14 protein-coding genes are annotated in these 20,698 nt (G+C 74.2%); 4 read left to right on the top strand and 10 right to left on the bottom strand.

Annotation, left to right across the window (positions count from 1 at the left end; genetic code table 11):
- Positions 1–3 precede the first annotated feature (3 nt).
- The 4 genes from J1M37_RS04425 to J1M37_RS04410 form a co-directional block, all read right to left on the bottom strand.
- Positions 4–1,011, bottom strand: coding sequence for an IS481 family transposase (locus J1M37_RS04425; protein ID WP_206452181.1), 1,008 nt, complete (start codon positions 1,009–1,011; stop codon positions 4–6).
- 173 nt (positions 1,012–1,184) lie between these two features.
- Positions 1,185–3,473 carry a HelD family protein gene (locus J1M37_RS04420; protein WP_141843627.1) on the bottom strand — a complete coding sequence of 763 codons (2,289 nt, stop codon included), beginning with the start codon at positions 3,471–3,473 and terminating at the stop codon, positions 1,185–1,187.
- A 168-nt stretch (positions 3,474–3,641) separates the two neighbouring features.
- On the bottom strand, positions 3,642–5,102 hold the full coding sequence (gene argH / locus J1M37_RS04415; protein ID WP_136940069.1) for an argininosuccinate lyase: 1,461 nt from the start codon (positions 5,100–5,102) through the stop codon (positions 3,642–3,644).
- Between the two features lie 85 nt (positions 5,103–5,187).
- Positions 5,188–6,429, bottom strand: a complete 1,242-nt coding sequence (locus J1M37_RS04410; protein ID WP_100058529.1) for an argininosuccinate synthase — start codon at positions 6,427–6,429, stop codon at positions 5,188–5,190.
- 621 nt (positions 6,430–7,050) lie between these two features.
- Here J1M37_RS04410 and rpf point away from each other — a divergent pair.
- Positions 7,051–8,082: a resuscitation-promoting factor Rpf gene (rpf, locus tag J1M37_RS11670; protein WP_206452180.1), complete on the top strand. Its 1,032-nt coding sequence runs from the start codon at positions 7,051–7,053 to the stop codon at positions 8,080–8,082.
- A gap of 114 nt (positions 8,083–8,196) precedes the next feature.
- On the opposite strand, the gene argR is transcribed toward rpf, so the two are convergent.
- From argR to argC, 6 genes are read right to left on the bottom strand one after another with little or no spacing between them, the layout of a single operon-like run.
- A complete protein-coding gene (gene argR / locus J1M37_RS04400; protein ID WP_049147960.1) occupies positions 8,197–8,685 on the bottom strand; it encodes an arginine repressor in 489 nt (162 codons plus the stop codon).
- Complete coding sequence (gene argF / locus J1M37_RS04395) at positions 8,685–9,644, bottom strand: ornithine carbamoyltransferase (protein ID WP_100059021.1); 960 nt, start codon at positions 9,642–9,644, stop codon at positions 8,685–8,687. The genes argR and argF overlap by 1 nt, the downstream gene beginning before the upstream one ends.
- A complete protein-coding gene (locus J1M37_RS04390) occupies positions 9,641–10,927 on the bottom strand; it encodes an acetylornithine transaminase (protein ID WP_049147958.1) in 1,287 nt (428 codons plus the stop codon). The genes argF and J1M37_RS04390 overlap by 4 nt, the downstream gene beginning before the upstream one ends.
- On the bottom strand, positions 10,924–11,910 hold the full coding sequence (gene argB / locus J1M37_RS04385) for an acetylglutamate kinase (protein WP_179288539.1): 987 nt from the start codon (positions 11,908–11,910) through the stop codon (positions 10,924–10,926). The genes J1M37_RS04390 and argB overlap by 4 nt, the downstream gene beginning before the upstream one ends.
- 11 nt (positions 11,911–11,921) lie before the next feature.
- Complete coding sequence (gene argJ, locus J1M37_RS04380; protein ID WP_158183844.1) at positions 11,922–13,082, bottom strand: bifunctional glutamate N-acetyltransferase/amino-acid acetyltransferase ArgJ; 1,161 nt, start codon at positions 13,080–13,082, stop codon at positions 11,922–11,924.
- Positions 13,079–14,119, bottom strand: coding sequence for an N-acetyl-gamma-glutamyl-phosphate reductase (gene argC, locus J1M37_RS04375; protein WP_036315659.1), 1,041 nt, complete (start codon positions 14,117–14,119; stop codon positions 13,079–13,081). The genes argJ and argC overlap by 4 nt, the downstream gene beginning before the upstream one ends.
- Before the next feature lie 102 nt (positions 14,120–14,221).
- On the opposite strand from argC, the gene J1M37_RS04370 reads away from it, so the two are divergent.
- The 3 genes from J1M37_RS04370 to J1M37_RS04360 all read left to right on the top strand — a co-directional run bounded on the left by J1M37_RS04370 (position 14,222) and on the right by J1M37_RS04360 (position 20,690).
- Entirely contained in the window at positions 14,222–15,223 is a 1,002-nt protein-coding gene (locus tag J1M37_RS04370) for a quinone oxidoreductase family protein (RefSeq protein ID WP_036315656.1), read from the top strand.
- Between the two features lie 236 nt (positions 15,224–15,459).
- Positions 15,460–19,353 (top strand): Pls/PosA family non-ribosomal peptide synthetase, encoded by a 3,894-nt coding sequence (locus J1M37_RS04365; protein WP_123244353.1) that lies wholly within the window; start codon positions 15,460–15,462, stop codon positions 19,351–19,353.
- A complete protein-coding gene (locus tag J1M37_RS04360; RefSeq protein ID WP_036337490.1) occupies positions 19,350–20,690 on the top strand; it encodes a M1 family metallopeptidase in 1,341 nt (446 codons plus the stop codon). Before J1M37_RS04365 ends, J1M37_RS04360 begins: the two co-directional genes overlap by 4 nt.
- Positions 20,691–20,698: the final 8 nt, after the last annotated feature.

Genomic DNA, 20,698 nt, shown 5'->3' with positions numbered 1-20,698 from the left:
AGCCTAGGTGTAGGAGGGCATGACGTTGTTGACTCGGGTCGGTGCCAACGAGGCCGGAGGAGCGTCCCCGCAGGAGGTATGAGGCCGATGGTAGTTGTAGTGGTTCACCCACACCGCCAGGGCCTCACGCCGAGCCTGCTCTGAGGTGTAGGGGCGGGCGTAGAGGACCTCATCGACCATCAGCCGGTTGTACCTCTCCACCTTCCCGTTATGGCGCGGGGTGTAGGGCCGGATCCGGTGATGCCGGCCTCCGAGCGAGACCACCTTCGCGGTGAAGTCCGCAGCCCGGTAGTTGTTTCCGTTGTCCGTGATCACCCGGTCCACGGTGATGCCGTGGGCGGCGAAGAACGCCCGCGCCCGGCAGTAGAAGCTCACGGTCGTGGCCGCCCGCTCGTCCTCCAACGCCTCGGTGTAGGCCAGCCGGGTGAACCCGTCGATCGCCGAATGCAGATAGGTGTAGCCGACCCGCCGGCCTGCACCACGCTTGGAAGCACGGCCTGCTTCACTTTCACGTCCGTGGGTGCGCCAGCCGCCCCCGTCTGGGATCTTCCCGATCTTCTTCACATCCAGGTGCACCATGTGCCCCGGCCCTCTCGCGGTGATCTTCTGGGGTCGTTGGCGCAGGTCTTCTCCGGCCGGGGTCAGGTCCCGTAGGCGGGAGATCCCGAGTCGGTGCAGCCACCGTCCCACGGTACGAAGACACACCCGGTGGCCCTCGGAGACGAGGTGGTGATGGATGCGCCGTGCGGACCACTTGCGCTCCCGCCGCAGGGCGTGGATCTGGGCGACCAAGACCGGATCGAGCTGGGCAGGTGAACGGTGCGGCCGGCTGGGCAGGTCCTGAAGGCCGGCTTCTCCCTGGGCGCGGTAGCGGGCGACCCAGGTGGCCACCGTGGGCCGGCTCACCCGGAACTCGGCGGCCACGTGTGCCTGCGGGATCCCGTCGTGCAGGTGGCGGTGGACCATCCTGAGACGGCCAGTGGGGGTCAGGGGTGCGTTAGCGTGAGTCATGAGTGGGTCTCTTCTGGCAGGTGGGTTGTTGAGGAACTTCCATCCTGCGGGGCGGGGCCCACTCGTCTCATCTCAGCCCGGTACGGATGTCAAGAACCTCATGACCCACAACACCTAGCGACGCGCCCGCGCGCCTCCGCGACGCCGCGCACGTGCGACGTCGCCCGCGGGGCTCACTCCGGGACGTCCGCCAGCCCGGCCGGCAGCGCGGCCGCGTCCGTCCCGGCGACGACGGACAACGACTGGGTGGCGCGGGTCATCGCCACGTACAGATCGCCCACCACGCCGCGCGCGTCGGCCACGATCCGCTCGGGCGAGACGAGGACGACGGTGTCGAACTCCAGTCCCTTGGTCTCCCACGGGGTGGCAACGACGATCTCGACGCCGGGCAGCGGCGCGGTGTCCACGGCCGCCTCCCCCCACCGCTCCCGGAGGACCGTGAGCAGCTCCCCCGTCCGCCCGGCGGGGGCGATCACGGCGGTCAGGGCCTCGGGCACGCGGTCCCTTTCAACTTCGACCGCCTCGAGGGCCAGGGCGGCGACGTCACCGCCCGGCTCCGTCACCAGACGCGGGCGGTGGTCGCCCTCGCGCACGGCGCGCGGATGGGAGACCTCGAGCCCGGCCGCCCGTGCGACCTGCGCGGCCCAGCGCATCACGCGCGCCGGCGAGCGGTAGTTCACGGTCAGCTCTTCCAGGCGCCAGCGGTCCCCGAACTCCGGGGCGAGGACGGACGCCCACGAGCCGGCCGCGTCGCGACGGGAGGACTGCGCGATGTCGCCCACGATGGTGAACGACTTCATCGGGCAGCGGCGCGCCAGCAGGCGCCACTGCATCGGAGAGAGCTCCTGGGCCTCGTCCACCACCACGTGCCCGTACGTCCAGGTGCGGTCGTGGGCCGCGGTCTCGGCGGTGGTCCGTCGCACGCCGCGCGCCTCATTGGCCGCGGCCAGCTGCTCGGCGTCCACGACGCCGTCGACGCCCAGGTCCGCGAGCGTCTGGTGCATGTTCTCCAGGGACGCCCGGGCGTTCTCGAGGTTGCGCTCGTGCTGGGCCGCGGACTCGCCGCCCCGGCCCGGGGTGTCGAGGCGTCCGAGCAGCTCGGCCGCCTCGTCCAGCAGGGGCACGTCGGCCTCGGTCCAGGGGGCGTCGGCCGGGCGCAGGAGCGCGCCGACCTCGGCGTCGGACAGCCACGGGGCGGCCGCCCGGAGCAGGTCCTCCCGGGTGAGGAGGTCGCCGATGAGCTTCTCCGGCGTCAGCGGCATCCAGCAGAGGTTGAGCGCGATGCGCACGTCGCGCGAGGTGCGCACGTCCTCGAGCAGGAGGTCACGCTGCACCGGGGTGCCCGAGGACTTCTCCAGCTTCTTGCGCAGCTTCTCCGCGAGCTCGCGGACGAGGATCTTCACGAACGTCACCCGGGCCTCGTTGTGGGGCTTGCGGGTGGCCCGTGCCTTGTCCCGGGCGCGCCGGACCATGGCCGGCTTGAGCTTGACGGCCGTGCCGTCGATCATCAGGCGCCGCGGCTCGACGAGCAGGCGCTGGCGCTGCGCGACCGCGTGGGCGACGGCGTCCACCATGTCCAGCCGGCCCTTCACCGCCGCCGCGTCGAGGTCCGGCTCCGGGACGGCCCGCACGCCCGGCATCAGCGTCCCCAGCGAGGACATCACGACACCGGTCTCGCCCAGCGAGGGCAGCACCCGCTCGATGTACCGCATGAACGCGGTCGACGGGCCGACGATCAGCACGCCCGAGCGCGCGAGGCGCTCCCGGTGGGTGTACAGCAGGTAGGCCGCACGGTGTAGGGCGACGGCGGTCTTCCCCGTGCCGGGCCCGCCCTGCACCACGACCGCCCCGGGCAGGGGCGCGCGGATCACCTCGTCCTGCTCCGCCTGGATCGTGGCGACGATGTCCCCCATACGTCCCGTGCGTCGGGCGGTGACGGCGGCCAGCAGCGCACCCTGGGCATCGGCGCGCACGCCGTCCTCGCCCAGCAGCGTCGGGTCCAGGATGTCGTCCTCGAGGTCGCGCACCTCGCGCCCCCGCAGCATCAGGTGACGACGACGGCGCACGCGGCCCCGGTGGGCCGCCGTCGCCTGGTAGAAGGCGCCGGCCTCGGCCGCGCGCCAGTCGACGAGGAGGCGCTCGTGGTCCTCGGTGGTGAGGCCGATGCGCCCGATGTACCGCTGCTCGTCGGCCCCACCCTCCCGCTCGGCGTCGAGGTCGAGCCGGCCGAAGACGAGGCGGTCGTCCACGGCGTAGAGCTGGGCGAGTCGGTCCTCGTAGAGGCTGGCGAAGGCGTCGCGCTCGGAGTGGTTCTGCAGCGACCCCTGCGGGCCGGTCCGGCGCACGGCCGCGAGCTGGCGCTCCTTCTCCTCACGCAGGGCGTCGAGGCGGGCGTACCGCTCGGCGACCCGACCCCGCTCGAGGTCGAGCTCGGACTGGCGGACGGACACGGTATCGGTCATCGGGGGCCCTCGCGGTGCGGTGAGGGGCGGACCATGCTGCGGCCCGCCCGGCGGAAAAGTGACCACCCATGCTACGCCGACCACGGTGAACGGCGGGTGACGCGGCGGCGCCCTGCCGGGCACCGCCGCGTCCGGCCCGGCCGACGCCGACCCGGCCGGGCGACCGCGTCAGCGGGCGTCGACGACGGAGCCCGGCGTGTCGGCCCAGCGGCGCAGCGGCGCCAGGGCGTCCTCGAGCGCCCCGATCTGCGCCGCGACGGCCGTCGGCGCGGTCCCGCCCTGGGCGTCGCGAGAGGCGAGCGAGCCCTCCGTGCTGAGCACCTCGCGGACCTGCGGGGTCAGCGCCGGCGAGATGGCGGCGTACTCCTCGTCCGTGAGGTCCCACAGCTCCACCCCCCGGGCCTCGGCCGCCTTCACGGCCTCGCCGGACAGCTCGTGGGCCTCGCGGAACGGGACCCCCTGGCGAACGAGCCACTCGGCGACGTCGGTGGCCAGCGCGAAGCCCTGCGGGGCCAGCTCCGCCATGCGCTCCGTCTGGAACTCGAGGGTGGCGATCATCCCTGAGACGGCGGGCAGCAGCAGCTCGAGGGTGTCCGCGGCGTCGAAGACGGGCTCCTTGTCCTCCTGCAGGTCGCGGTTGTAGGCCAGCGGCATGCCCTTGAGCGTGGCCAGCAGCCCCGTGAGGTCGCCGATGAGGCGGCCGGACTTGCCGCGGGCCAGCTCGGCGACGTCCGGGTTCTTCTTCTGCGGCATGATCGAGGACCCCGTGGAGTACGCGTCGTGCAGCGTCACGAAGCCCGCCTCCTTGGTGGCCCAGAAGATGACCTCCTCCGAGATGCGGGACAGGTCGACGCCGACCATCGCGGCGACCCACGCGAACTCCGCGTACACGTCGCGGGCGGCGGTGCCGTCGATCGAGTTCCACACGGCCGACTCGAAGCCGAGCTCGGTGGCCACGGCGTTCGGGTCCAGACCCAGGGAGGAGCCGGCCAGGGCCCCGGAGCCGTACGGCGAGACGGCCGCGCGCGCGTCCCAGTCCACGAGCCGCTGCAGGTCCCGCGCGAACGCCCAGGCGTGCGCGAGCAGGTGGTGCGAGAGCAGGACGGGCTGCGCGTGCTGCAGGTGGGTGCGGCCCGGCATCGGCGCGTACGGGTGCGCCCGCGCCTGATCGAGCAGCGCGTCCACCGTGGCGATCACGCCCCGCGCGATGATGCGGGCGTGGTCGCGCAGGAACATCCGGCCGAGGGTGGCGACCTGGTCGTTGCGGGATCGGCCGGCCCGCAGGCGGCCGCCGAGCTCGGGACCGGCCCGCTCGATGAGGCCGCGCTCGAGCGAGCCGTGCACGTCCTCATCGGACGCCGCCGGGGTGTAGGCACCGGAACGCACGTCCGCCTCGAGCCGGTCGAGGGCCGCGATCATCCCGTCCAGGTCGTCCGCACTGAGCAGACCGGCGGTGTGCAGCACCCGGGCGTGGGCACGGGAGCCGGCGATGTCATAGGGCGCCAGGCGCCAGTCGAAGTGCGTGGACTTGCTGAGCGCGGCGAGCGCCTCGGAAGGGCCGCCGGCGAAGCGGCCGCCCCACAGGGCGCCCTCGTTGGTCCCGTGGCGGGCGTCGGTGTTCTCGGTCATCGAAGGTCTCCTCGAGGTCGGTGACAGGCCGACGGCGGCCGGCCCGGGCGCGGGCGGGCCGCCGTCGTGCACGGGGCGTGCGGGGTCAGTCGTTGGACAGGCGGGCGACGTCCTGGAGGTCGTCGCTGCCGCGCAGGCGCTGCTCGCGCTCCGAGGCCGTCTTCGCGGACAGGCCGAAGATGTCGATGAACCCGCGGGCCGAGGACTGGTCGAACGAGTCGCCCTCGTCGTACGTGGCGAGGTTGAAGTCGTACAGGCCGGTCTCGGACCGGCGACCCTGCACCGTGGCGCGGCCGCCGTGGAGCTCCAGGCGGATCTCACCGTTGACGTGCTCCTGGGTCGCGTCGATGAACGTGTCCAGGTTGCGCTTCAGCGGGGAGTACCACTGGCCGTCGTAGACCAGCTCGGTCCAGCGCTGGTCCACCTGCTTCTTGAAGCGCGCCTGTTCCCGCTCCAGGGTGACGTTCTCGAGCTCACGGTGGGCCGCGATCAGCGCCATGGCGCCCGGGGCCTCGTAGATCTCGCGGGACTTGATGCCCACGAGGCGGTCCTCGACGATGTCGATCCGGCCCACGCCCTGGGCGCCGGCCCGGCGGTTGAGCTCCTCGATGATCTCCAGCGGGCTCAGCGCACGGCCGTCGAGGGCCGTGGGGACGCCGCGCTCGAAGGCGATCGTGACCACGTCCGGCGCCGGCGGGAAGGCGGGGTCGTCCGTGTAGTCGTAGACGTCCTTCGTGGGGCCGTTCCAGATGTCCTCGAGGAAGCCGGTCTCGACGGCGCGGCCCCACACGTTCTGGTCGATCGAGAACGGGTTCTTCTTCGTGGTGACGATCGGCAGGTCGTTGCGCTCGGCGTACTCGATGGCCTTCTCGCGGGTCAGGGCGAGGTCGCGCACCGGGGCGATGCACTTCAGGTCGGGGCCGAGGGTCTGGATGGAGACCTCGAAGCGGACCTGGTCGTTGCCCTTGCCGGTGCAGCCGTGCGCCACCGTCGAGGCGCCGAACTGGCGGGCCGCCGCGACCAGGTGGCGGGAGATGACCGGACGCGAGATCGCGGAGACCAGCGGGTAGGCGCCCATGTAGAGGGCGTTGGCCTTGAGCGTGGGCATGCAGTACTGCTCGGCGAACTCCTCACGAGCGTCGGCCACGTAGGCCTCGACGGCGCCGCAGTCCAGGGCGCGCTGGCGGATCGTCTCGAGGGACTCGCCCCCCTGGCCCACGTCGACCGCGACGGCGACGACCTCGGCGCCCGTGGCCTCGGCGATCCAGCCGATGGCCACCGAGGTGTCCAGGCCGCCCGAGTAGGCAAGGATGATGCGTTCCTTCACGTTTTCTCCTTTATATAGGGGGGCGTCTCCGAGCGCGGCACGTGGCCGTCGAAGGCGTGCTCGGCGACGATCCTACCCGGGTCTTGAATAAATATGCAACTGACGGAATATCAGCTCCCGATGGATCCTGCGCAGCCCCTCTGCGCCCACCGCGACGGCCACCCGCAACCATGGCCCCGCGCTCGAAGTTCGGGTCGAACGCGACGCCGGTCACGGCTTCGACCGTCGATCGTGACCTTCGCCCACGCCCCTGTGACGGAGGTTGTCCACACTGTCCAATCAGACGCCCTGAGATCCAATGCGGGCAGTGGCGTGCATTTCGTCCACGTACTCCCGCCTCAGGTAGCGATTCGTCACCTGATCTCAAATGTGAGACGGACGGGCAAGAATTCGTCGACCCATGATTTGACGCGAGGGGGGCTCCCGTCGTTGACTCTTCCGTAGCCGATTCGTGATCGAACCGTGATCTGACCGAGAGGTCGGGGACGGGGAGGCCACGACATCGAACCCCCTCCGACGGTCGCCCGCTGCTGGGTCGTCTCGAACCGACGGAGGGCATGACCCGACCAAGGAGAAGGACGACCCCGGTGTGCCTCGGCCACCGATCAGCGAGGACTCGCCATGGACACCATGACTCTCTTCACCACTTCCGCCACCCGCTCCCGCCGTGCCACCGCCTCGATCGTTGCGGGCATGACCCTCGCCGGCGCCGCCGCCGTGGGCTTCTCCGCCCCGGCCCAGGCCGCCACCGTGGACACCTGGGACCGCCTCGCCGAGTGCGAGTCCAACGGCACCTGGGACATCAACACCGGCAACGGCTTCTACGGCGGCGTGCAGTTCACCCTGTCCTCCTGGCAGGCCGTCGGCGGCGAGGGCTACCCGCACCAGGCCTCCAAGGCCGAGCAGATCAAGCGCGCCGAGATCCTCCAGGACCTGCAGGGCTGGGGCGCCTGGCCGCTGTGCTCGCAGAAGCTGGGCCTGACCCAGGCTGACGCGGACGCCGGTGACGTGGACGCCACCGAGGCCGCCCCGGTCGCCGTGGAGCGCACCGCCACCGTGCAGCGCCAGTCCGCCGCGGACGAGGCTGCTGCTGAGCAGGCCGCTGCTGAGCAGGCTGCTGCCGACCAGGCCGCCGCCGAGCGCTGGGCCGCCGAGCAGGCTGCTGCCGACCAGGCCGCCGCCGAGCGCTGGGCCGCCGAGCAGGCTGCTGCCGAGCAGGCCGCCGCCGACCAGGCCGCCGCCGAGCGCTGGGCCGCCGAGCAGGCTGCTGCCGAGCAGGCCGCCGCCGACAAGGCCGCTGCCCAGCGTGCCGCCGCCGCGGAGAAGGCTGCCGCTCAGAAGGCTGCCGCCGCGGAGAAGGCCGCCGCTCAGAAGGCTGCCGCCGCGGAGAAGCCCGCCGCTCAGAAGGCTGCCGCCGCGGAGAAGGCCGCCGCTCAGAAGGCTGCCGCCGCTGAGCAGGCCGCTGCCGCGGAGCAGGCCGTCGTCGCCGAGGCCGAGACCATCGTCGTCAAGTCCGGTGACTCCCTCTGGAAGCTCGCCAACGAGTACGAGGTGGAGGGTGGCTGGACCGCCCTCTACGAGGCCAACAAGGGCGCCGTCTCCGACGCCGCCGTGATCTACGTCGGCCAGGAGCTCGTCCTGCCGCAGGCCTGAGACGCCTGACCGGTCCCCCGGACCGGTACCACACGAGGAAGGCCCCCGCCGTCGGCGGGGGCCTTCCTCGTGCCTGGTGCCCGTCACCCGCGCGGGCGGGGCCGGACGGGTCGGTTAGCCCGCCAGACCCAGCAGGTGGGCCGCGACGGCCGGGGCGGACGTGGTCCCCGTGGTGATGAGGAGGATGGTGTCGTCGCCGGCGATCGTGCCCATCACGTGCTCCACGCGCGCCTGGTCGATCACGCTGGCCAGGAACTGCGCCGCACCCGGGGGCGTGCGCAGGACCACGAGGTTCGCCGTGGGCTCGGCGGAGACGAGCAGCTCGCGGGCCATGCTCGCCAGCCGGTTCAGCTGCGCGTCCGAACCGCGGCCCGGCACGGCGCCGTCGTCGCCCTCCGCCGGCAGGGCGTAGACCATGCCGGCCGGCCCGCGCGTCCGCACCGCGCCGAGGTCCACCAGGTCCCGCGAGAGCGTGCCCTGGGTGACGGACAGCCCGCGATCGCCCAGGGCGTCCGAGAGTTCGGCCTGGGAGCGGATGCCCCGGGTGGCCAGGATTTCCCGGATCGCGGCCTGACGGGCGATCTTCGTCGTGGGGGCGGCCATCAGCGCGGCTCCTCGGCCAGGCCGGAGCGGTACAGCAGCCAGGCGATGAGCGCCTTCTGCGCGTGCAGGCGGTTCTCGGCCTCGTCGAACACCACGGACCGCGGCCCGTCGATCACCTCGGCCGTGACTTCGTAGCCCCGGTACGCGGGCAGGCAGTGCAGGAAGATCGCATCGTCGGCCGCCCGCGCCATCGCGGCGGCGTCCACCTGGTAGTCGCGGAACAGCGCCAGGCGGGCCTCCTTCTCCTCCTCCTGGCCCATGGACACCCACGTGTCGGTCACGACGACGTCCGCGCCCGCCAGGGCCTCCACCGCGTCCGTCGTGACGAGGACGGAACCGCCCGTCTCCGCCGCCCGCTGTCGGGCAGCGGCCACGACGTCCTCGGCAGGCAGGTGCCCCTCGGGTCCGGCGACCCGCACGTGCATGCCGGCCGTCGCGCAGCCGAGCAGGTACGAGTGGGCCATGTTGTTCGCCGCGTCCCCCAGATACGTCAGATTGCGGCCCGCCGTGCCGCCGAGGTGCTCGCGCACCGTCAGCAGGTCGGCGAGGATCTGACAGGGGTGGTAGTCGTCGCTGAGCGCATTGACCACGGGCACCGAGGAATGGGCGGCCATCTCCTCGAGACCGGCCTGCGCGAACGTGCGCCAGACGATGACGCCGACCATCCGCTCCAGCACGCGGGCCGTGTCCGCCACGGACTCCTTGTGGCCCAGCTGCGACTCCCCCGGGTTCACGATCAGCGGCGTCCCGCCGAGCTCGGCGATGCCGGCCGCGAACGAGACGCGGGTGCGCGTGGAGGTCTTGTCGAAGAACACGATGCCGGTCCGGGGCCCGGCCAGCGGGCGGTGCCGGAACCGGTCGGCCTTCATCTGCGCGGCGAGGTCGAGCACCTCGGCCTGCTCGGCCGGGGTGAGGTCCGTGTCCACCAGGAAGTGGCGGACGGCGGCAGCGGGGGTCATGGGCGGTCTCCTTCGGCGGGGGTCAGGGCGGCGGCCACGAGCCCGGGCAGGGCCGCGGCGAAGCGCTCGAGCTCGGCCACGGGCACGGTGAGCGGCGGGGCCAGGCGCAGGGTGGAGGGGCCGGTGGCGTTGAGGATCCAGCCCGCCTCGAGGCCGGCGGCGACGACGGCGGGGGCCAGCCCGCCGGCCGGGGCCGGTCCCGCGGGGTCGGCCAGGTCGACGCCGATCCACAGGCCGTGACCGCGGACCGCGGCCACCTCGGGCAGGTCCTCCAGCAGGGCGGCCACGGCCTCGCCCGCGGCGCGGACGTGGCCGAGCAGGCCCTCGTCCTCGACGGTCTGGAGCACGGCCAGGCCCGCGGCGGTGGCCAGGGGGTTGCCGCCGAACGTGGTGCCGTGCTGGCCGGCGGTGAGCAGCCCGGAGACGGCGGGGCCGACGCACACGAGCGCCCCGATCGGCACGCCGCCGCCCAGTCCCTTCGCCAGGGTGAAGGCGTCGGGCACCACCGGCTCTGCCGCACCGGTGACGGCCGGGTTCTGGAAGCCGAACCACGTGCCGGTGCGGCCCACGCCGGACTGCACCTCGTCGAGGATCATCAGGGCGCCGGCCTCGCGGGTCGCGGCCCGCACCTCGGCCAGGTAGCCGGCCGGCCAGCCGTGCACGCCGGCCTCGCCCTGGACCGGCTCGAGGATGACGGCGGCGACGGTGGCGCCGTCGTCGTCCGGGGCCAGGGCCGCCCGCAGGGCTGCGGCGTCCCCGCCCGGCACGTGCTCCACGCCGCCGGGCAGCGGCTCGAAGGGCGCCCGGTAGGCCTCCTTGTGCGTGAGCGCGAGGGCGCCCATCGTGCGGCCGTGGAAGGCCCGCTCGAGCGCGATCACCCGCGTCCGGCGGCCGGACGGGTCGTCCGCACCGTGGCGGCGGGCGAGCTTGAACGCGGCCTCGTTGGCCTCCGTGCCGGAGTTCGCGAAGAACACGGTGGAGCCCGCGGGCGCGCCGGCCAGCTCCAGCAGGCGCTCGGCCAGGCGGATCTGCGGCTCGGAGGTGAAGAGGTTGGACACGTGGCCGAGCGTGGCGACCTGCTCGGACACCGCCCGCACCAGCGCCGGGTGGCCGTGGCCGAGCGCGTTCACGGCGATGCCGGCCAGCAGGTCCGTGTAGCGCCGGCCGTCGGCGTCCCACACGTGGACCCCCTCGCCGCGCACGAGCACGCGGGTGGGGCGGCCGAAGACTCCGGTCAGGGCGGCGTGGTAGCGCTCCAGCAGCGCGGACTGGTCGGTGCTCATGCGTCCTCCTCGGGGGTGGTCGGGGCGGTGGGCTCGGCGTCGGGCACCACCTGGGTGCCGACGCCCGCAGAGGTGAAGACCTCGAGCAGCATCGAGTGGGGGCGGCGGCCGTCCACGACGTGGGCGCGCTGCACGCCGGCGTCCACGGCCGCCAGGCACGCGGCCATCTTCGGGATCATCCCGGAGGCCAGGGAGGGCAGCAGCGCGCGCAGCTGGGCGGCGGTGAGCGAGCTGATGAGGGAGTCGCGGTCCGGCCAGTCGGCGTAGAGGCCTTCGACGTCGGTGAGCAGCACGAGCTTCGCGGCGCCGAGGGCGGCGGCCAGGGCCGCGGCGGCGGTGTCCGCATTGACGTTGAGGACCTGCCCGGTGGGCTCGCCGTCGTCGTTGATCTCGGGGGCGACCGACGAGACCACGGGGATCCGCCCGGACTCGATCACGTCGAGGATCGCGGTCGGGTCGACTCCGGTGACCTCTCCCACGAGGCCGAGGTCCACCTCCTGGCCGTCGACGACGGCGCCCGTGCGGCGGGCGCGCAGCAGCCCCGCGTCCTCGCCGGAGAAGCCGACGGCGTACGGGCCGTGGGAGTTCACGAGGCCGACCAGCTCGCGGCCCACCTGTCCCGTGAGCACCATGCGGACCACGTCCATGGCCTCCTCGGTGGTCACGCGCAGGCCGCCGCGGAACTCCGAGGCGATGCCGAGGCGGTCGAGCATCGCGTTGATCTGCGGGCCGCCGCCGTGCACCACCACGGGGTGGACCCCCACGTGGTGCAGGAACACGATGTCCTCGGCGAACGCCCGGCGCAGCTCCTCCGACACCATGGCGTTGCCGCCGTACTTGACGACCATGACGGTGCCGGCGAACCGCCGGATCCAGGGCAGGGCCTCGACGAGGACCTCCGCCTTGGACTCGGCGCGGTCGAGCCGGTCCGCGGTGGACAGGACGGGCGCGGCCGCCGTGGCCGGATCGGTGTGCGGGCTCATGCTGGGGGTCCTCACGTGGAGTAGGCGGAGTTCTCGTGGACGTAGTCGTGCGTCAGGTCGTTGGTCCAGACCGTGGCCTCGGCGTCGCCGGCGTGCAGGTCGACCTCGACGAGCACCTCGCGGGCCGAGAGGTCCACGCGGGAGCGGTCCTCTCCCACGCCGGAGGCGCGGCACACCTGGACGCCGTTGAAGCGCACGTCGAGGGCGTACGGGTCGAAGGCGGCGACCGACTCCGGGACCGTGCCGACGGCGGCGATCACGCGTCCCCAGTTCGGGTCCTGGCCGAAGATCGCGGTCTTGAACAGGTTGGAGCGGCCGACGGCGCGCGCGACGGCCTCGGCCGCCTCCTCGGTCTCGGCGTGGACCACGCGCACGGCGATGTCGTGCCGGGCGCCCTCGGCGTCGGCGACGAGCTGGCGGGACAGGTCCGCGCAGACCTCGTGGAGGGCCGCGGCGAACGCCTCGGGCTCGGGCGCGGTCCCGGACGCGCCCGAGGCCAGCAGGATCACGGTGTCGTTGGTGGACATGCACCCGTCCGAGTCGACCCGGTTGAAGGTGGCGCGCACGGCCTCGCGCAGGGCCGCGTCGAGGGCGGGTGCGGGGACGTCGGCGTCCGTGGTGATGACGCTGAGCATGGTGGCCATGCCGGGCGCCAGCATGCCCGCACCCTTGGCCATGCCGCCCACGATGAAGCCCTCGCCGCGGGCCACGGCGGTCTTGGCCACGGTGTCCGTGGTCTTGATCGCGACGGCGGCGTCCTCGCCGCCGTCCGGACTCAGGGCGGCGACCGCCTCGGACACGCCCGCGGTGAGCGTGTCCATCGGCAGGCGTTCGCCGATGAGGCCGGTCGAGCAGACGAGCACGTCGTCGGCGGAGGTCCCGAGGGCCGCGGCCGCGTGCTCGGCGGTGCGACGGGCGTCCTCGAGGCCCTCGGCGCCGGTGGCCGCGTTGGCCCCGCCGGAGTTCAGGACGACCGCGGTCGCGCGACCGTCCCGCACGGCGCGGCGGGTCCAGACCACGGGGGCGGCCGCCACCCGGTTCTCGGTGAGGACGGCGGCGGCCGCGTCGCGCGGGCCCTCGTTGACGACGACGGCGACGTCGGGCGTGCCCGAGGCCTTCAGCCCCGCGGTGACGCCGGCCGCCCGGAACCCCTGTGCTGCGGTGACGCTCACGGCGCGACCCCCTGCTGCTCGAGCCCCGCCTGCTCCGGCAGGCCCAGGGCGATGTTCATGGACTGCACGGCGCCGCCGGCCGTGCCCTTGGTGAGGTTGTCGAGCGCCGCGCAGACGATCACGCGGCCGGCCCGCTCGTCCACGGCGAGCTGCAGCTGCACGTGGTTGGAGCCGAGGACCGCCTTCGTGGTGGGCCACTGTCCCTCGGGGAGCAGGTGCACGAAGCGTTCGCCGCCGTAGGCCGCGGCCCACGCCGCGCGTACGTCCGCGGCGGCGACGCCGGGACGCAGGCGCGCCGTGGCTGTCGCGAGGATGCCGCGCGACATCGGCGCGAGCGTGGGCGTGAAGGAGACGCGGACCGGCTCGCCGGCCGCCTGGGCCAGGCCCTGCTCGATCTCCGGGGTGTGCCGGTGCCCGCCGCCGACGCCGTACGGGCTCATCCCGCCCATGACCTCGGCGCCGAGCAGGTGCGGCTTCAGCGCCTTGCCCGCCCCGGAGGTGCCCGAGGCGGCGACGATCACCACGTCCTGCGGCTCGAGCAGCCCCGCGGCGAAGCCGGGCGCGAGGGCGAGGATCGAGGTGGTCGGGTAGCACCCGGGGACGGCGATGCGGCGGGTGCCGGCGAGTCGCTCGCGCTGACCGGGCAGCTCGGGCAGGCCGTAGGGCCAGGTCCCGGCGTGCGCGGTGCCGTAGAAGGCCTCCCAGTCCGCGGCGGACTCGAGGCGGTGGTCGGCGCCCGCGTCGATCACCAGGGTGTCCGGGGAGCGCTCGGCGATCTCGGCCGCGAGCGCCCCGGAGGCCCCGTGGGGCAGCGCGAGGATCACGACGTCGTGACCGGCGAGGACGTCCGCGGTGGTCTCGGCGAGGACGCGGTCCGCCAGGGCGTGCAGGTGCGGCTGGAGGGCGCCGAGGCGCTCCCCCGCGTTCGAGTGGGCCGTGATGGCTCCGACGGTGACGGACGGGTGGCCGGCGAGCAGGCGCAGGGCCTCTCCCCCGGCGTAGCCGCTGGCTCCGGAGACGGCGACGGTGTGGGTCATGGCCCCATCCTAGCGTAGATATGCGTTGCACGGAATATCTATGCGGTGCCTCGGGTCCCCCGGGACGGGCCGGATGTCCGGGCCCGCTCCTAGAGTGGGGCCATGACCACTGCGAACACCCCCGCCGTCCCCCGCACCCACCACGCCGTCGTCGTGTCCGCCACGGGCGGCCCCGAGGTCCTGCAGTGGACCGAGACGGAGGTGCCCTCTCCCGCACCGGGGCACGTGCTGGTGCGGACCGCCGCGGCGGGCCTGAACTTCATCGAGACGTACCAGCGCTCCGGGACCTACGCGATGGACCTGCCCTTCACCCCCGGCACGGAGGGCTCCGGCGAGGTCGTCGCGCTCGGCGAGGGCGTGGACGCCGCGCTCCTGGGGGCCCGTGTCGCCACCGCGACGGCCACCGGTGCGTACGCCGAGCACTTCACCGCCCCCGCGGATCGTCTCCTCGCCGTCCCGGAGGGCATCGACCTGGCCGAGGCCGCCGCCCTTCCGCTGCAGGGCATGACGGCCCACTACCTCTGCCGGTCCACCTTCCCGGTGGAGGAGGGCCACACGGTGGTCGTGACGGCCGGTGCCGGCGGCGTGGGGCTCCTGCTCACCCAGCTCGCGACGGCCCGCGGCGCCCGCGTGGTCACCACGGCGTCCACGGAGGAGAAGCGGGAGCTGTCCCGGGGCGCGGGCGCCGTCGCCGCGGTGGACTATCCGGACCTCGCCGCCACGGTGGCGGAGCTGACGGACGGCGAGGGCGCGCACGTCGTGTACGACGGCGTGGGGAAGGACACCTTCGACACCTCGCTCGAGGTGCTGCGCGTGCGCGGCACACTCGTGCTCTTCGGCGGGGCCTCCGGGCAGGTGCCCCCCTTCGACCTGCAGCGGCTCAACGCGGCCGGCTCGCTGTACGTCACCCGGCCCTCGCTGGTGCACTACACGCGCACGGGCGAGGAGACCCGCTGGCGTGGTGGAGAGGTGTTCGGGGCGTGGGCCTCCGGCGAGCTCGACGTACGGATCGGCGAGCGCTTCCCGCTGGCGGACGCGGCCGCCGCGCACGCCGCCCTCGAGTCCCGGTCGACGACGGGCAAGGTGCTGCTCACCCTGTCCTGAGCCGGACCCGCCCGGTGCCTTCCAGGCGCCCCGCGCGGCCGCGGGCGGGGCATAGAATGTCCCGCTGCGGCCTGGTCCGCGTCCGACCCTCGGTTTGCCGCTCACACCCCCGGAGGCCCCTGTGTCCCTTTCGTCCGCCGCGCCCACCCCGCCCCTCCGTCCCCCTCGACCCCGCGGGCGCGCCGCATCGGCCGCAGCTGCCCGGCTCCGAGCGCACCCCGCCCGCCCGGACGCTCGTGGAGCTCTTCGACGCCACGGCGCGCGAGCACCCGGACGCGACCGCCCTGGACGACGGCGTCGAGCCGCTGACGTACGCGGAGCTGCGGGAGCGCGTCGACGAGACCGCCCGCCACCTGTGGGCCGCCGGCGTGCGGGCGGGAGACCGGGTCGGCGTGCGGATCGCCTCGGGCACGGCCGCGCTGTACGTCTCGATCCTCGGCGTGCTCGCCGCCGGCGCGGCCTACGTCCCCGTGGACGCGGACGATCCGGAGGAGCGCGCCCGCCTCGTGTTCGGCGAGGCGAAGGTGGCCGGCGTCCTCACCGACGAGCGGGTCTACGCCCCGCACCCCGAGCACACCGCGGACCCGGCCGCGGAGGCCCGCGCCCCCGGGCTCGAGGACGACGCGTGGATCATCTTCACCTCTGGCTCGACGGGCACCCCCAAGGGCGTGGCGGTGAGCCACCGCTCGGCCGCGGCCTTCGTGGACGCCGAGGCGCGGATCTTCCTGGCGGACGATCCGCTCGCCCCGGGCGACCGCGTGCTGGCGGGACTGTCCGTCGCGTTCGACGCCTCGTGCGAGGAGATGTGGCTCGCCTGGCGTCACGGTGCGTGCCTGGTCCCGGCCCCCCGCTCGCTCGTGCGCTCCGGCATGGACCTCGGCCCGTGGCTCGCCGAGCGGCGCATCACCGCCGTGTCCACCGTGCCGACCCTCGCCGCGATGTGGCCCACCGAGGCCATGGACAACGTCCGGCTGCTGATCTTCGGCGGCGAGGCCTGCCCGCCCGAGCTCGCCGCGCGCCTGGCGGAGGACGGCCGCGAGGTCTGGAACACCTACGGCCCCACGGAGGCCACCGTCGTCGCGTGCGCGGCCCCGCTCACGGGTCTCGGCCCGGTCCGCATCGGCCTGCCCCTGGACGGCTGGGACCTGGCCGTCGTCGACCCGCAGACCACGCTGCCCGTGGCCGAGGGCGAGACGGGCGAGCTGATCATCGGCGGCGTCGGCCTGGCCCGCTACCTCGACCCGGCCAAGGACGCCGAGAAGTACGCCCCCATGCCCTCCCTCGGCTGGGAGCGTGCCTACCGCTCCGGTGACCTCGTGGTCTTCGAGCCGGAGGGCCTGCTGTTCGTCGGCCGCGCCGACGACCAGGTGAAGCTCGGCGGCCGCCGCATCGAGCTCGGCGAGGTGGACGCGGCGCTCCAGGCCCTGCCCGGCGTCCACGGCGGCGCCGCGGCCGTGCAGACCACCCCGGCGGGCCACCAGATCCTCGTCGGCTACCTCGTCCCCGCGGACCCCGAGGCCGAGCTCGACCTGCACATGGCCCGCGAGCACCTCGCGGCGGAGCTGCCGGCCGCACTCGTGCCCCGGCTGGCCGTCGTGGACTCCCTGCCCACGAAGACCTCCGGCAAGGTGGACCGCCACGCGCTGCCGTGGCCCCTGCCCGGCGCCGAGGTGGACGAGGACGCGCCCCAGCCGAACGAGGACACCGCCGACGGCTGGGTGCTGCGCCAGTGGGCGGACGTGCTCGGCGCGCCCCCCAAGGACGCCGACACCGACTTCTTCGAGGCCGGCGGCGGCTCGCTCGCCGCTGCCCAGCTCGTGGCCCGCCTGCGCCTGCGCCACCCGGCCGTGACCGTCCAGGACGTCTACCGCAACCCCACCGCCGGGGCCCTCGTGGCCGCCGTCGTGGGCGACGACGGCCCCCGCGGCATCGAGGTGCACGACCGGCACGTCGACCGCACCCGCCACCGCACCCAGTGGGTCCAGACCCTCGTGGGACTGCCCGTGTTCGTCCTGCCCGCCCTGCGCCTGGGCGTGTGGACCGGCCTGGCCCTGAACCTGCTGACGCTCTCCGGGCTCGCGCCCGGGCTGCCCACCGTGCCGTGGTGGGTGCTGATCGTGGCCGGTCTGCTGGTGGTGACCGTGCCCGGCCGCATGCTGCTCACCGCCGCGACGGCCCGGCTGCTGCTGCGCGGCGTGAGCCCCGGGTCCTACCCGCGCGGTGGCCGCGTCCACCTGCGCCTGTGGCTCGCCCAGCAGATCAGCGACCTCGTGGACCCCTACTCGCTGGCCGGCGCCACGTGGGTGCCCGCCTACGCGCGACTGCTGGGCAACCGGATCGGCAAGGACGTGGACATGCACACCGTGCCACCGGTCACCGGCATGCTCACGGTCGAGGAGGGCGCCGCGATCGAGCCTGAGGTGGACCTGTCCGGCTACTGGGTCGACGGCGACGTCGTCCGGCTCGGCGAGGTGCGCATCGGCGCGGACGCCGTCGTGGGCGCCCGCTCCACGCTCCTGCCGGGCGCCCAGGTCGGCGCCGGGGCGCACGTCGAGGCCGGGTCCACCGTCGCCGGGCGGGTGCGCGGCGGCCAGCGCCACGCCGGCTCCCCCGCCGTCAAGGTGGGCAAGGTGAAGTCCCGCGGCCCCGCCGAGGCGCCGCGGGAGACCCCGGGCTGGCGCCTGATGGCGACCGTCCTCTCGACCCTCATCTCCCTCCTTCCGCTCGTCTCCGCCGCCGCGGCGGCCGCGGTGGCCGCGTGGTCGCTGACCTGGTGGCCGCCGGCCCCGGAGGCGGGGCCGCTGGCCGCCGTCGGGACCACCGCGGCGCGCCTGCTGGCCGCAAGCCCCCTGGTGGCCGGCGTCTGGTTCCTGACCCAGATGCTGCTCGTGCTCGTCACCGTGCGCCTGCTCGCGCTCGGCATCACGGAGGGGCACCACCCCGTGCGCTCCCGGGTCGGCTGGCAGGTGTGGGCCACCGAGCGCGTCCTCGACGCCGCCCGCGACCAGCTGTTCCCGATCTACGCCTCCCGCTTCACGCCGACGTGGCTGCGCCTGCTGGGCGCCGAGGTGGGCCGCGGCGTCGAGGCCTCCACCGTGGTGCTCCTGCCCTGCATGACCCGCGTGGGCGACGGCGCGTTCCTCGCCGACGACACGATGGTCTCCTCCTACTCCCTCGACGGCGGGTGGATGCACGTGGCCCCCGCGAAGGTCGGCAAGCGCTCGTTCGTGGGCAACTCCGGCATGGTGCCCGGCGGCCGCACCCTGCGCCGCGACTCGCTCGTGGCGGTGCTGTCCACCACCCCGGCCAAGACCAAGGCGGGCACGTCCTGGATGGGCTCCCCGCCCGTGCGCCTGCGCCGCAACGAGGTCACCGCAGACGCCGCCCTCACCTACGACCCGCCGGCCCGACTCAAGGCCGCCCGCACCGCCTGGGAGCTGCTGCGCGCGATCCCGGTGTGGCTGCACGTGGCCCTGTCCCTCGCCGTCGGCGCGACGCTGGCCGCCCTCATCGCGGTCGGCACGTGGGCGCTGGCCTTCGTCCTGGGCGGCGTCGTCCTGCTCGCGGCCGGCGCGGTCGCGGCGAGCCTGACCGTGCTCGCCAAGCGGGTCTTCGTCGGCCGGATCCGCGCGGGCGAGCACCCGCTGTGGTCCTCGTTCATCTGGCGCAACGAGGTCGCGGACACCTTCACCGAGTTCCTCGCCGCCCCGTGGTTCAGCCGGGCCGCGGCCGGCACCCCCGCCCTGGTCTGGTTCCTGCGCGCGATGGGCGCCCGCATCGGCCACGGCGCCTGGGTCGAGTCCTACTGGCTGCCCGAGGCCGACCTCGTGGAGCTCGGCGACGGCGCCACCGTGAACCGCGGCTGCGTCGTCCAGACCCACCTGTTCCACGACCGCGTGATGTCCCTGGACGCCGTCGTCCTGGAGGACGGCGCCACCCTCGGCCCCCACTCCGTGGTGCTGCCCGCCGCCCGCCTGGGCCGCGGCACCACCGTCGGTGCCGGGTCCCTCGTGATGCGCGGCGAGGAGCTGCCCGCCGGCACGTGGTGGCTCGGCAACCCGGTCTCCCCGTGGCGTCGTCCCGACGGCGACCCCGCCGCCGCGGCCACCCCCTCCCGAGAGGAAGCATGAGCACCGATCCCTACGTCCCGGGCGTCGGCACCGACGCCGCCACCGTCGAGCACATCGCACTGGACCTCGACGTGCGCCTGGCCGCGAACCGGGTCTCCGGCACCGCCGTCCTGCGCGTGCGCCTGACGAAGCAGAGCCGCCGCATCGAGCTGGACCTGTACCGGCTGCGCGTGTCCCGGGTGGACGCCGTCGTCGACGGCCGCGCCGTCGCCTCCTCGTTCACCCAGCCGGGCCGCGCCCCGAGCCGCCTCGTCGTCGACCTGGACGAGAGCCGGCCGGAGGGCACGCTCGTGGAGCTGACCGTGGTCTACGCGGGCACGCCCACGCTGCGGCGCAGCCCGTGGGGCACGATCGGCTGGGAGGAGCTCACGGACGGCGTGCTCGTGGCCGGGCAGCCCCACGGCGCCTCCACGTGGCTGCCGTGCGTGGACTCCCCCACCTCCCGCTCGACGGCGGAGATCACCCTCACCTGCGACGCGGGCTACCTGCCCGTCGCCAACGGCGTGGGCGCGCCCGTGCGCACGCGCGGCTCGCGGGTCACGTGGCGGTGGCGGCTCGACCAGCCCGTGCCCGCCTACCTGCTCAGCGTGCAGATCGGCCGCTACCGGCTCGTGGACGCCGCCCCTCCCGCCGAGGGCCTGCCGCCGCTGCGCCTCGTGGTCTCCCCGCGGACCGAGCAGCGGGCCCTCCGGGCCCTTGCCCCCCAGCCGGCCATGATGGCCACGTTCATCGACGCCTACGGGCCATACCCATTCGAGGACTACACCGCGGTCGTGGCCGACGAGGAGCTCGAGATCCCGCTCGAGGCCGCGAGCATGTCGCTGTTCGGCACCAACCACCTGGACGGCTCGTGGGAGTCCGAGCGGCTGATCGCCCACGAGATGTCCCACCAGTGGTTCGGCAACGCCGTGACCCTGGGCCGCTGGTCCGACCTGTGGCTGCACGAGGGCTTCGCCTGCTGGTCCGAGTGGCTGTGGGCCGAGGCCTCGGGGCGGTCCAGCATCACCTCGATGGCGCGGCGGGCCTGGCAGAAGCTGGCCGCGCACCCGGTGGAGCAGGCGCTGGCCGAGCCCGGGCCGGAGGAGATGTTCGAGGACTGGGTGTACAAGCGCGGCGCGCTCACCGTGGAGGCGCTGCGGCACCTGCTGGGCACGGACCTCTTCGGCTCCATGCTGCGCGCCTGGGTGCGGGAGCACCGGTTCGGCACCGTCGACTCCCTGGGGCTGCGCACGCACGTGCACGCGTGGGCCCCGCACGCCGGGGTGAGCCGAGCGCAGGTGGACGAGCTCTTCGACGCGTGGACGCTGCGGCCCGAGCTGCCGCCGTTCCCGGGCTGAGGCGCCCG

Origin of the sequence: Micrococcus sp. KRD012 (assembly GCF_017168555.1) — a bacterium.
Taxonomy (GTDB): Bacteria; Actinomycetota; Actinomycetes; order Actinomycetales; family Micrococcaceae; genus Micrococcus; species Micrococcus luteus.
Note: the sequence above shows the minus strand (reverse complement) of the source record. Positions and strands in the feature narration are given on the sequence as shown.